The sequence below is a fragment of the Oceanisphaera sp. genome, assembly GCF_052084945.1.
GTDB lineage: Bacteria > Pseudomonadota > Gammaproteobacteria > Enterobacterales > Aeromonadaceae > Oceanimonas.
Map to the genome: position 1 here is coordinate 1 of NZ_JBQDEX010000091.1, position 12,086 is coordinate 12,086.

Annotated in this window: 10 protein-coding genes; 4 read left to right on the forward strand and 6 right to left on the reverse strand. The window is 46.5% G+C overall.

Going from position 1 to position 12,086, the window contains the following annotated elements:
- The coding region (locus ACTHY5_RS08985) for a peptidoglycan DD-metalloendopeptidase family protein (RefSeq protein WP_441878858.1) at window positions 1–1,201 on the reverse strand (1,201 nt) is incomplete at its 3' end.
- Between the two features lie 169 nt (window positions 1,202–1,370).
- Here ACTHY5_RS08985 and tyrS point away from each other — a divergent pair.
- The gene (gene tyrS, locus ACTHY5_RS08990; RefSeq protein WP_441878860.1) at window positions 1,371–2,570 is read left to right on the forward strand and encodes a tyrosine--tRNA ligase; all 1,200 of its coding nucleotides are present in this window, start codon (window positions 1,371–1,373) and stop codon (window positions 2,568–2,570) included.
- A 70-nt stretch (window positions 2,571–2,640) separates the two neighbouring features.
- On the opposite strand, the gene ACTHY5_RS08995 is transcribed toward tyrS, so the two are convergent.
- The 4 genes from ACTHY5_RS08995 to mtnN form a co-directional block, all read right to left on the reverse strand.
- Window positions 2,641–3,270: a trimeric intracellular cation channel family protein gene (locus ACTHY5_RS08995; protein WP_441878862.1), complete on the reverse strand. Its 630-nt coding sequence runs from the start codon at window positions 3,268–3,270 to the stop codon at window positions 2,641–2,643.
- A gap of 101 nt (window positions 3,271–3,371) precedes the next feature.
- Window positions 3,372–4,232, reverse strand: coding sequence for a cobalamin-binding protein (locus ACTHY5_RS09000; protein WP_441878864.1), 861 nt, complete (start codon window positions 4,230–4,232; stop codon window positions 3,372–3,374).
- On the reverse strand, window positions 4,225–5,157 hold the full coding sequence (locus ACTHY5_RS09005; protein WP_441878866.1) for a cobalamin biosynthesis protein: 933 nt from the start codon (window positions 5,155–5,157) through the stop codon (window positions 4,225–4,227). The genes ACTHY5_RS09000 and ACTHY5_RS09005 overlap by 8 nt, the downstream gene beginning before the upstream one ends.
- Before the next feature lie 2 nt (window positions 5,158–5,159).
- Entirely contained in the window at window positions 5,160–5,858 is a 699-nt protein-coding gene (gene mtnN / locus ACTHY5_RS09010; RefSeq protein WP_441878868.1) for a 5'-methylthioadenosine/S-adenosylhomocysteine nucleosidase, read from the reverse strand.
- Window positions 5,859–6,074: 216 nt separating this feature from the next.
- On the opposite strand from mtnN, the gene arcB reads away from it, so the two are divergent.
- The 3 genes from arcB (at window position 6,075) to ACTHY5_RS09025 (ending at window position 11,257) form a co-directional block, all read left to right on the forward strand.
- The gene (gene arcB / locus ACTHY5_RS09015) at window positions 6,075–8,471 is read left to right on the forward strand and encodes an aerobic respiration two-component sensor histidine kinase ArcB (protein WP_441878870.1); all 2,397 of its coding nucleotides are present in this window, start codon (window positions 6,075–6,077) and stop codon (window positions 8,469–8,471) included.
- The gene (gene dgt, locus ACTHY5_RS09020; protein WP_441878871.1) at window positions 8,468–9,835 is read left to right on the forward strand and encodes a dGTPase; all 1,368 of its coding nucleotides are present in this window, start codon (window positions 8,468–8,470) and stop codon (window positions 9,833–9,835) included. The genes arcB and dgt overlap by 4 nt, the downstream gene beginning before the upstream one ends.
- Window positions 9,836–10,093: 258 nt before the next feature.
- Window positions 10,094–11,257: an inverse autotransporter beta domain-containing protein gene (locus tag ACTHY5_RS09025; protein ID WP_441878873.1), complete on the forward strand. Its 1,164-nt coding sequence runs from the start codon at window positions 10,094–10,096 to the stop codon at window positions 11,255–11,257.
- A 31-nt stretch (window positions 11,258–11,288) separates the two neighbouring features.
- Here the strand turns inward: ACTHY5_RS09025 and rfaH are convergent, their stop codons facing one another.
- A complete protein-coding gene (gene rfaH, locus ACTHY5_RS09030; protein WP_441878875.1) occupies window positions 11,289–11,795 on the reverse strand; it encodes a transcription/translation regulatory transformer protein RfaH in 507 nt (168 codons plus the stop codon).
- Window positions 11,796–12,086 lie beyond the last annotated feature (291 nt).

Genomic DNA, 12,086 nt, shown 5'->3' on the forward strand with positions numbered 1-12,086 from the left:
TGTTAGATAATATCGCCGCTTCAGGCATATCCACTGTTTTCGGATTTTTGTGTACGCCATTAACTAAAAATTCGTAATGTAAATGTGGCCCTGTCACGCGACCAGTGGCGCCTACTGTGCCTATTTGCTGTTCTTGTTTTACCTTTTGCCCTTGTCGTACTAAGCGCTTATTTAAGTGCAAATATTTAGTGACATAGGTATTGTCGTGGCGAATAAACACATAGTTACCATTAAAACGGCTGTAACCGGACTTCATAACGGTACCACTGCCTGCAGCAAGCACGGGAGTGCCGGTGCGTGCCGCATAGTCAATGCCACGGTGGGGGCGAACTTTGCCCGTGACGGGGTGTAAACGACGAGGGTTAAAGTTAGAACTAATATGGGTAAAGTTTACCGGTGCGCGTAAAAAGCTCTTACGCATAGCGCGGCCTTGTGCAGAGTAGTAATTACCATCTGTGTGGCGCACCGCTTGATAGCGTTTACCTTGGTTAATAAACTCGGCAGCTAAAATATCCCCCGTACCCACTTTAAAGCCATCTTTATAGTGTTGCTCATACAAAACGCTAAAGCTGTCATTGGCACGAATATCGAGAGCAAAATCCACATCCCAAGCGAACATGGCCGCTAGGTTCATAATTTGGTTAGGCGTTAAGCCGGCATTGGCTCCTGCACTCCAAAAATTAGATGTTACCGTTGCTTGTGCGTATGCGGTCCTGCTGTCGAGTGTGACACTGCTTGTGTTGGCTTGTAAGCCATTTGGTGTTTGCTGTATTTCAAGGGTGCGGCTGTTATCTAATGGATAACGTAAGCCCGCAAACTGGCCTGACTCTTTAAAAGAAAAGGTAATTTGTTTACCGGGATAAATTCGTTGTAAGCCCTTAGCGGACTGACCCAAGCGGTTTATATCACGCAATAAACGTGAGGGGAGGCCATTACGCTCAAAAATAGCCGATAAGGTATCACCTTTTTGTATGGTGACGGTACGCTCGTGTTGAGTGAGGGGAGCGGTTTGGCTGATGGGCATATCAGTGAGTTCAAGAGGTAAAGGCTGACGCTCGCCCACGCTTAAATCAGAGCTGGGCTGTGATCGGCTGGCTAAAGCTAACTCTGTGGGTGCCATAAATAATAGCCCTACTAGGACACCGAGTAGAGAGATGGCCACTTTATGCTGGCGAGGCAATGACTTAAAACGTTGAATCATGATGAGTCGCTACTCTTCCTTGTGATATGTAGGGGATATTACATTCTTTCCAATTTATCTGCCATTCCAGTAATATACTCAATTTATTTGTTTAGTTTGTCTACATAGCCGTTTCGGATCACAATATATATTTAGAACAGCTATTTAGGTGCACAGGAGTGGAGTGGACATGTCTCAGCTAGAAACGGCGTTAGCAGAAATTAAACGCGGTGTAGAAGAAATATTGGTTGAAGAGGAGCTTGTTGCCAAGCTAAAGCTGGATCGTCCGCTGCGAGTTAAGTTAGGGATGGACCCCACAGCGCCTGATATTCACCTTGGGCACACGGTGATTTTGAATAAGTTACGTCAATTTCAAGATTTGGGTCACCATGTATTGCTTTTGATTGGTGATTTTACCGCTCAAGTGGGAGACCCTAGCGGTAAAAATAGTACGCGCCCGCCTTTAACACCAGAGCAGGTGGCGACCAATGCGAAAACCTATGCAGAGCAAGCCTTTAAGGTGTTGGATGCTGATAAAACAGAAATTGTTTATAACTCTAGCTGGTTGGGTGAGTTAGGGGCGACTGGCATGATCAAGTTGGCGTCTAAATTAACAGTGGCGCGCATGTTAGAGCGAGATGACTTTAAAAAGCGTTATGGTTCGGGGCAGTCGATTGCCATTCATGAGTTTATGTATCCACTGTTGCAAGGTTATGATTCAGTGGCGCTTAAAGCAGATATTGAACTGGGCGGAACCGACCAAAAATTTAATTTGCTGATGGGCCGTGAGCTACAAAAAGAAGAAGGACAGCCAGCTCAAGTGGTTATTACAATGCCACTGTTAGAAGGACTAGACGGCGTGAAAAAGATGTCTAAGTCGGCGAATAACTACATTGGCGTGGATGAAGCTCCGGGAGAAATGTTCGGTAAGGTGATGTCGTTATCTGATGAGATGATGTGGCGCTATTATGAGCTGCTGTCTCGTTTGAGCTTGGGTGATTTAGCAGGACTAAAGCAACAAGTTGCAGAGGGCGCTAACCCGCGTGATATTAAGATTTTATTAGCGAAAGAGCTGATTGGTCGCTATCACAATGACGCTGCGGCGGAACAAGCGCACCAAGATTTTGTGAGCCGCTTTCAGAAAAATGCGATTCCTGATGACTTACCAGAAGTCACGTTAACTGTTGCAGTTGACGGCGGCATGGCCATTGCTAACTTGCTAAAAGAAGCGAATTTAGTTAACTCTACGTCTGATGGATTACGTATGATCAAACAAGGTGCGGTAAAAGTAGACGGTGAGAAATTAGACGATCCTAAGCTTATTGTGCAAGTAGGTAGCGCTGTTTATCAGGTAGGTAAGCGGAAGTTTGCTAAGGTTACACTTGCCTAAAATTCAGTATTGTTAAGTAAAAAAGGCCTTCAATGAAGGCCTTTTTTAATGATACCTTCACCCCTAAATTTTAACGGTTAAGTGAAAATGCAGGTAAGGATAAATGCCAGCGAATAGCCGCTACCCTGAGTATAAATGTACCTAACATACCAAATAGAGTGGCTAATAGAGGAGCTATACCTATTGTTAATGAGCAGGTATATAAAATACCGCCAAAAATACAGGCAGTAGCATAAATTTCTCTTTGTAGCACCATGGGGACTTCTCGGGCTAACACATCACGGATCATGCCACCTGCCACGCCTGTGATGACTCCCATCACTACGGCGACCATGCCAGAGGTTCCGTGGTTAAGTGCTTTTTCGGTACCTATAATGGTAAAAGTCGCCAAGCCGAAGGCATCGGCTAATGGCAGAATATACCAAGGTAAGCGCCGTGGCAGCTTAGCAATGTATTGCCCTAATAGTGCGGTGGCCAAAATCACCCATAAATATAGGGTGTCTGCGGTCCAAAATACGGTATCGGCACCAATAATAAGATCACGTATGGTGCCGCCACCAATGGCGGTCACCGCGGCCAGCACAATAACGCCAAAGCCGTCCATGCGCAGTCGTCCTGCGACAAGCACGCCAGAAAACGCAAACACAGCCGTACCGAATAAATCACTCCAATAAAATACAGACTCAACTAAGGGCTGCATTAGCACTCACCTTCTCAATATAAAGCTGACAATAAAAATGTGGGGTATTGTATAGAGGCATGCAATTGAACACAATTTGTACTTTTCGCTGCTATTACCCTTTAATTAGTCCGTGCTTGGTCAAGCTGTGCACATAATTGGCGAATTCCCTTAGGGGTGCGGGGAGTAAATCGGTGCAATAGGTTGGCATCTATAGTGAGTAAGTGTGCATTGGCTACCGCTTGAAGATCAGGCCATTGCTGCCAGTGAGCAAGCTCATCTGCACTTTTTGCTACTATAACTTGTGGGTTTTGTGCCAATACCTGTTCAGTATTGACTTGCGGGTACGGCGTAGGGCTCTCGGCCATAATGTTTACCCCACCACACAGTTTAACGGCTTGTCCCATCCATGTGCTGGCATTGGCTGACATTAAGGGGGTACGGGCAATTTGATAAAATACCGTCACAGGGCTGGCATCTTGATATTCTTGTTTTAGTGTCGCTATTTGTTGTTGATAACGGCTTGCTACCTTGCTTGCTTGTGATGAGTGCCCGGTTAGATCGCCCAACTGCGTTAACTCTTCGTTCAGTTTAGCAAAGGTGGCCGGGTCTGAATAAAACACCTGAATGCCAAGTTGCACTAAGGGCTGCACCATTTGTTGTTGAGCATTGCCCCACGCCACTACTAAGTCGGGCTCTAACGCTAATAACTGCTCCATGTTTAGCGAGCGATAATTGGCTACTTTGGGCAGCTTCTTCGCCGCCGCCGGATAATCACTGGCATCATCTACCGCCACCACCTGTTGTTCAGCCCCAATGGCAAACAGCATTTCAGTGATGTGTGGTGCCAAGCTAATAATACGCGACGCGTGATGAGACCCTGTTTCCTGAGCGTGCACTTGTGTGCATAGCAGTAATAGCGCCAACCCTAAAATGAGGGAGCGATAGCACATCATTATGGTATTAAGCATGGTATTAAACATTGAATAACATCACCAAAGTAAAAGCCCAGCCTAACGACAGCCAGAACAACAACGCCATTATAATGCGCAAGAGCAGGGTACGAGTATCGGGTCCATTGAGAAGCCTTTTACTGCCAAGCTTAGGATAGTAATTTGTGGCATCGGTATAGCGCCTAGGGCCGCCTAGCCCTATGTTGATGCCTGCTGCAACAACGGCTAATAAGCGCCCGCTGGCCGGATAAGCCCAAAGTTTACCTTGAGGCCACGCTTTTATGGCACGTATTGAGCCAGGATAGATAAACAAGGTGAGTGCTAATAGCTGAAATGGTAGCCACGCCATAGTGCGATATAGCCATGATGCGACCGTGCCAAAGGCGCGCCACTGATGTATTTTAAAAGGCCACGCCTGTGCCCCATAGCGTAATACGGCAAAAACTAAAGCGGCGTACACTCCCCCCCAGACATACCAGCACAACAAGGCGGCATCGGCGGCAAAGCGTAAGGTCGCCATCTCTGCCATGGCTTTATATAAGCCCAGCGGGGACAGGGGAGCGGTTTTGCGTAAGCACAACGGAGCCAGAGCCAAGCGTGCCAGCTCTTTTTGTCGTTCGTGTTGTTGCAAACAAGGGGGCAAAGCACGGCTCAGGCGCCCTAAATCTAAACAACACCAGAGCAAGAGTGGCTCAAGCAAGCTCGGTGAAGGCGCTAATACCGATAATGCCCAGTAAGTAGCGACTAAAGGCAATAACAAACACAGTAGCACAGCGCCTCCTGCAACCTTAAGGTAGCGAGCACTGTAATGGGCACCATTAAGGCGAAGCCCTAAAGAGTGTAAGCTGTGTGTTACTAGGTGCTGTACGCGGGTAGCGGGCAGCAATAAGCTAAGGGCAATGGCTATGGTTAATAAGGGAATGGGCTGTTCTAGCAGCGATAAGTAATCGACCATGGTTAGTTAGGCATGCGCGCTATCATGGCTAATACCATGGCGCTAGAATGCTGTGCTGCGACGTCTAAAAAAGCCTCAAATGATTCGGCCTGCTCTTTGCCCGCAATATCAGACAAAGCACGTACCACTACAAACGGCACCTGAAACTGATGGCAAACATGCCCTACGGCGCCGGCTTCCATTTCACAGGCTTTCATTGTGGGAAACTGAGTAATGGCTTTTTGTAGTTGCTCTTCTCGGTGCATAAATTGATCGCCGGTACAAATGAGGCCTACGGCAAAGTTAATATCATTTTGTTCAGCTAGGCAATCTTGTGCTAGAGCAATAAGTTGGGGGTCTGCGACAAAGGCGGCAGGTTGCTGAGCCATTTGCCCTATTTCATAACCAAAAGCAGTTACGTCTACGTCATGAAAACGCACTTCACTAGACACCACTACATCGCCTACGTTTAATGCAGGGTCAAAGCCCCCAGCAGAACCGGTATTAATCACAGCACGAGGAGCAAAACGTTCTAACAATAAGGTAGTGGCAATACTCACCGCCACCTTACCGATACCCGAGCGAGTTATAACCACCTCTTTATCAGCCAGTGTGCCCTGATAAAATTCGCAGCCCGCCACTGTCGTCGTTTTAGGGTTAATGAGTTTTTCACGAAGCACGGCCACTTCTTGCTCCATAGCCCCAATAATTCCAATTGTCATAATGAACACCCTGCTGATAAAAATTAATACTCAGTTTATCACTATCGTACTCAAAGGCCGATCACAGATTCTGGTCTCTGCACAAAACACCTAGCAAAATGAGCGCAAATCCTATGACTTAACGTGATCTTTTGTCGTTTGTTAATGATGTAAAGTTTGGTTTTTGATGCGCTAAGTCGGTATCCTGTTTTACATATCCTACGGACGGACAACCCAATGAAACCAATAAAAACATGGGCGCAGTATTATGTCGACTTAATGACAAAGCTTGGCATAGTGCGCTTTAGTATGCTGTTAGCGGCCTGTATCATTTTATTGGCCATTTTTATTCAGGTGGGGGTAACGCTATTTTTGCGGGGCACCTTTGAACTGATTGATATGGTGCGCTCGGTTTTTTTTGGCTTATTAGTCACGCCTTGGGCGGTATATTTTTTATCGGTGGTGGTGGATCAATTAGAAGACTCACGGCAACGATTAAGTCGTTTAGTACAACGATTGCAACAAATGCGTGAGCGTGATCTTGAACTTAATAATGAACTACAAGAGAAAATAACCTTACTGAATTGCCAAATAGAAGAAACACATAAGGCAGAGACGGCTCGCCAGCAGGCAATTGAAGATTTAGAGGCTGAAGTTTATCAGCGTGAAAAAGCGCAAATGGAGTCGCAAGAGCGTATGGCACTATTACGCTCTTTTATTGATACCTCCCCCGATTTAGTCTATTACCGTAACGAATTGGAAGAGTTTTCTGGTTGTAACCGTGCCATGGAAAACTTACTGGGTAAGCAAGAGCATGAATTAATAGGCTTAACCCCCTTTGATGTCTACTCCGCTGACGTAGCAGAAAAAGTGGTAGAAACAGATAAGGAAGTCTTTGGCCGAAATGAAAGCCAAACCTATGAACAATGGCTGCAATATCCAGAGGGGCGTCATGCGTGTTTTGAGCTGCGTAAGGTTCCGTTTTTTGATCGCAGCGGCCAGCGCTTAGGTTTGCTTGGCTTTGGGCGAGACATTACTGAGCGTAAGCGTTATCAAGAAGAGTTAGAAAAAGCCAGCCGTGATAAAACCACTTTTATTTCAACTATCAGCCATGAATTGCGCACGCCATTAAATGGTATTGTAGGCTTAAGTCGTATCTTGCTGGCCACCCGGCTAGATAAATCCCAGCACCAACATATGAAAACCATTCATTTTAGCGCAGTGACCTTGGGTAATATTTTTAACGATATTATCGATCTTGATAAATTTGATCGCAGCCGATTAGAGCTAGCCCTTGAACCCATGGACTTTCCGGGATTCTTAGATGACTTAGAAAGCCTGACTCGACTGCAAGCTGAACAGAAAGGCCTCTATTTACACTTTGACCGAGACGGCGACATTCCCGACTGGATTTTGGCTGATGGTACTCGTTTGCGTCAAGTTCTCTGGAATTTGGTAGGAAACGCTGTGAAGTTTACTGATGAGGGTGGGGTGACCATTCGTTGCATGGCCGATGAGCTGATGCCTGGTGAAGTGACACTGCGTTTTGATATTGAAGATACCGGAATTGGTATTCCGCAGTCCTTACAAAAAGAAATATTCTCTTTATATTTTCAAGTGGAGGGGGACAAATATGCGACCGGCACGGGTATTGGATTAGCGGTCTCTAAACAGTTAGTAGATGCCATGAATGGTACTATAGAGCTCGACAGTGAGCCCAACGAAGGCTCGTGCTTTAGTGTAACAATTAATGCACTACGCGCGTCGGCGCCGGTGGATGATCCTATAGTGGCACACCTGCCAGCGCTGTCTATGTTATTGGTTGAAGATGTTGAGTTGAACGTGACCGTTGCCTGCGCTTTATTAGAAAAGCTTGGGCATAAAGTGACAGTGGCTCGCGATGGCGGTGAAGCCTTAGCTTGGTTGGCGAAAGTGGATTTTGATTTAGTCTTTCTTGATATTCAGTTACCCGACATGACCGGCTTTGATATAGCGGCCCATTTGCGTAACGAGGCCAAAGCAACCGCCAAGCCACTGCCACCATTAGTGGCATTAACAGCGAATGTGATCAGCGATAAGCAAGAGTACTTAGCCAAAGGCATGGACGACGCCATTAGCAAACCTTTATCTTCTAAAGCCATTAAAGGCGTACTGGCCCGTTTCTTTGCGCATCGTCCACAAAGGTTGAGCCGACAAGCTTTGCCCGCTACCTCGGCTGTGCCACCGACGAACACGGTAGAGGCGACTCTAGTTGCAGCGACAGATACTCAGTTGCACAATGATGAAGACTTAATCTTAGATACAGTTTTTTTAACGGATTATGTGGATACCGTAGGTGCGGCTATTTTACTCTCGAGCGTCGATATGCTGGATGACATGGCCTGTGATTACTTAAATAAGTTAAATGAGTTTGTTGCCAATAAAGATCAAGCCAATATTGTTGACGAAGCTCATAAAATTAAAGGCGCTGCAGGATCGGTGGGGTTGAAGCGAGCACAGCAATTAGCACAACAAATTCAAAGCCCTGATACTGCTGACTGGTGGCAACAACTAGATGATTGGGTAGCAGCCCTTAATCATCATCTATCCCCTGATTTAGCCGTGCTACGTCTTTGGTTAGAGAGTCGAGTATGAGTGATTACCAAGGATTTATATTAAGTGATCGTCAATGGGCCACAAAAGATAAAGAAACAGCACTTAACGCCATAGAAGTGGATCGCAATCGGATTGTGCAGTGCTCACCGGTGCGGCGTTTACAACAAAAGACCCAAGTATTTCCACTGGATGTTAAAGCCTCGGTACGCAGTCGATTAACGCACTCATTGGAAGTGAAAGAGATTGGTCGTCAGCTGGCGCTACTGGTAGCTGCTGAGTTACAAGCTGGGCAAGCGGTGGCGTTTGAGCAACAAGCCTTTGTTAGTTTATTAGAAATGTCTTGTTTGCTACATGATGTAGGTAACCCGCCTTTTGGTCATTTTGGTGAGTCGGTGATGATCGACTGGTTGCGTACGCGATTGCCCACGTTATTTAAGCAGGCAGTCGGTAAAGGTTCACGCCAATGGCCGATGCTAATTGCTGACTTACAGCAATTTGAAGGTAATGCCCAAAGTCTGCGATTATTGCATAGTGTGCAAGGTTTAAACTTAACCCTAAGCCAACTTGCGGCACTACAAAAGTACGTGCGCGGTGCCTACCAACGTCAAAGTAGTGCGCCGTGGCAACAAAAGCCTGGGCATTACTTTAGTGAGCGGCCTCTGATTCAACAGATGAGAGCGCTATTTCCTACCACGGTGCGCGGGCGTTATCCGCTGACGTTTTTAATGGAAGCGGCAGACGACATGGCATACGGTGTGGCTGATCTAGAAGATGCGGTTGATCGTGGCGTATTAAGCCTAGCGGAGCTTGAGCTTGCGGTATTACGTGAAGGTAATGACTACCTTAAAACTTGCTGGCAGCAAGCCAAGGTGGGCGATTCTGACTTTTTTAGCCGCTTTCGCCAGCAGCTTAATGATGACTTACAACGGCTGGTGAGTCAGCAATATTTAGCGCATCACGACGCTATTTTAGCAGGGGAGCACTCTGAGCCGTTATTGGCGGTTGAGCAGGCACCGGCACAGGCGCTGCAATGGCTAAAAGACTTTGCACGGCGCCAGATTTTTAATCGCCGTGAAGTGGAAGCATTAGAGCTGGCCGGTTTTGCTGCACTTAAAGGGGTATTAGAAGCATTTTCCCCCTTATTGGCGTTGCCTGAACAGGAATTTATTAGCCTCAATAATCGCCAAGATGCCAAAGGTTTAGTGTTGCGGCGTTTATACCACCGGCTGCCACCACGTCACCTAGCGGCTTACCAACGAGACAGTCGTCAGGCTGCCTTATTTGAAGATAATAAAGAGCGAGAGTGGTATTTTAGAGTACGATTACTGCTCGACTTTGTTAGCGGCATGACAGATACCTATATATTGGAAGAGTATCGTTTACTGTGTGGCTTTCAGGGATAAGCTTGGGCTTACAAAGCGTAAAGATTACAAGACAAGCCTTCGCAGTTTTTAATACTTCTAAGGGCAATATTCTTATAGAGATGGAGCTGGCCTCTAGGCAGCTTTTATAGGGTGCACATGTTAATGTAGGGGCTCATTTATTCGACCCAAACACATGCTATAAGGTCTTAACATTATTATATGACCCCTAGGTTGCGCCTATTTATATCATTATCATTATTGAATGTTAGCTTACTTGCGTCAGGTGTGTGGGCGGCCATGCCATCAGTGGCTTTGCACCAGGTGGTGCCAGGTGAGAGCTGGCGCTTATTGGCGGCGCGTTATCAACTGAGTGAGCGGGAATTGCGCCGTGACTTTAACCCTCAGCGTTTTATGACGACCTTGACGCCTGGCGACTGGATTTGGGTGCCTGATGCACTGAACCCTAAGACTCGCACTAAAAGCACCCAAGCAATGGCTATTGACGCGCAGTTTCCCCCCTCTATAGCAACAGCATCGCATGCTTCTCAACACCAGTCTCGGCCACTTCGCTTGCCACAACTGGGCCCGCCCGATCCGATCCGCGGGCCTAAAACGGATCGGGTATTGCTCACCTTGGCAACGGCGGCTAAAGCGGCGGCTCTGAATAAAATAGATCAGTTTGTTGAACAGCAAAGCAGTGATTTTGCAGACAGTACCTTGTCGTTTGGTTCTCGCCAGATAAGCTCGTTATTATGGTTAAATCCAGAGTCTTGGAGCTGGGACTATCAACTACCCTTATTTGATAAAGAACCTCAGTTAAGTAGTCGTATGGCACTACCTGTTAGGTGGAACTGGCAAGGCGAACTGGGTGTTGACTACCGGGATGATCGGTTAACTTATCAAGCCGGCTTACATTTTGAACAGCCTCTAACAAACGCGATTAGCGGCCACATTGAGCCTGTTTTGGATTATCAAACCAGTTGGGAGCACCAAAGAGGTGGCTTATTATTATTTTTAGAGCATCAAGATTGGACGCTAGGGGCGGGGCAATATCAGCCTCTGTCTGACTGGCAACAAGAAGCTGGACGTCAAGAGCGCCCAGCGTCAGGGCAGTTATTATTTGGTGAGGGGCGTTTGGGTTGGGTGCCGGGATTAAGTGTCTCAGGGGAATATTACCAATGGCAGGGCAGCCAACTTAATTTGTATGGCAGTGGTGATAAATACAAAGCACCGCTGTCTCGCCAATGGTCGATTAATTATTCTCCTTGGAAGGTGTTAACACTAAAAAGTGCTTTGCTGAGTAATAGCAAAGATAAATTTGAATCTCGAGTTAGTCTAGGTGTGGAGTTACCACTGGGTGTGTCGCCTGCACAATGGTGGCAACGCTTAACAGATAAAACACGTTATGATCATTACCAGCCATTACAACATCATAAAGTGATGGTGTTAGAGCATCAGTAATGAGCTCCTCGTGTGGCTTACCGCTATAGTCTTAGGTCTTAGGTAGACGCGAAAACTCATCGTTGGCAAAGCTGGTAGGAGTGGCGTTTTGTAATAGTGTTAATAATAATATAGCCCGAGTTTCCCCGTCCGCCTCTTGATAAATAGCTTCTAGGCCTGCAAAAGGACCGGTTTCTATACGAACGCTGTCACCTTTTTTGGGAAGGTCAGTTAACTTCTCTCTTAATTCATCGCTGTTGCAGTGATGTATAAGTTCTATTACCACTTCAGTGGGCACTTCACAGGGGCCGCCACCAAAGCGAATTAAATTACGCACGCCACGGGTGGAACCTATGGTGCTGGCGCTGGTGATGTTTAAATCAGCTTTTATAAAAATATACCCCGGAAATAACGCTTCGGTGCGGGTGACCAGCTTACGGCGATACAGTTTTTTAACCTCTGCATAAGGATAAAATGCTTCAATATTTTGATTGCTCAGGTTTTGCTGCGCCCGCTCTTCTTCTCGGGGACGACAATGCGCTAAATACCACTTTTGCATGCAAGACCTCTAACATATGAAAAAGAATGCTAATTATGACAGCCTCAATAAAAAAGGTCACGGCAAGCCGTGACCTTAAATCTACATTGTTATTGATTGGCTGACATCACAGACGGACAACCAAAGTGTAATAGCAGTGTTTGTCTCTCTGTTTAACGTACAGCTACGGCCTGTCACTTCTTCACATCTTTTTCTTGTATTATAAATAAAAATGAAAGACGTGATTTAGTCGGTTCGGCCAGCATAACTGCCGAACAAAGGGTCTTCTTCACCGACACGCTGCGGGGCTAA

Excerpts from the sequence above, each read along its gene's own strand:
- tyrS (WP_441878860.1), top strand. The coding sequence starts at position 1,371 with ATGTCTCAGCTAGAAACGGCGTTAGCAGAAATTAAACGCGGTGTAGAA.
- ACTHY5_RS08995 (WP_441878862.1), bottom strand. The coding sequence starts at position 3,270 with ATGCAGCCCTTAGTTGAGTCTGTATTTTATTGGAGTGATTTATTCGGT.
- ACTHY5_RS09000 (WP_441878864.1), bottom strand. The coding sequence starts at position 4,232 with ATGTTTAATACCATGCTTAATACCATAATGATGTGCTATCGCTCCCTC.
- ACTHY5_RS09005 (WP_441878866.1), bottom strand. The coding sequence starts at position 5,157 with ATGGTCGATTACTTATCGCTGCTAGAACAGCCCATTCCCTTATTAACC.
- mtnN (WP_441878868.1), bottom strand. The coding sequence starts at position 5,858 with ATGACAATTGGAATTATTGGGGCTATGGAGCAAGAAGTGGCCGTGCTT.
- arcB (WP_441878870.1), top strand. The coding sequence starts at position 6,075 with ATGAAACCAATAAAAACATGGGCGCAGTATTATGTCGACTTAATGACA.
- dgt (WP_441878871.1), top strand. The coding sequence starts at position 8,468 with ATGAGTGATTACCAAGGATTTATATTAAGTGATCGTCAATGGGCCACA.
- ACTHY5_RS09025 (WP_441878873.1), top strand. The coding sequence starts at position 10,094 with ATGCCATCAGTGGCTTTGCACCAGGTGGTGCCAGGTGAGAGCTGGCGC.
- rfaH (WP_441878875.1), bottom strand. The coding sequence starts at position 11,795 with ATGCAAAAGTGGTATTTAGCGCATTGTCGTCCCCGAGAAGAAGAGCGG.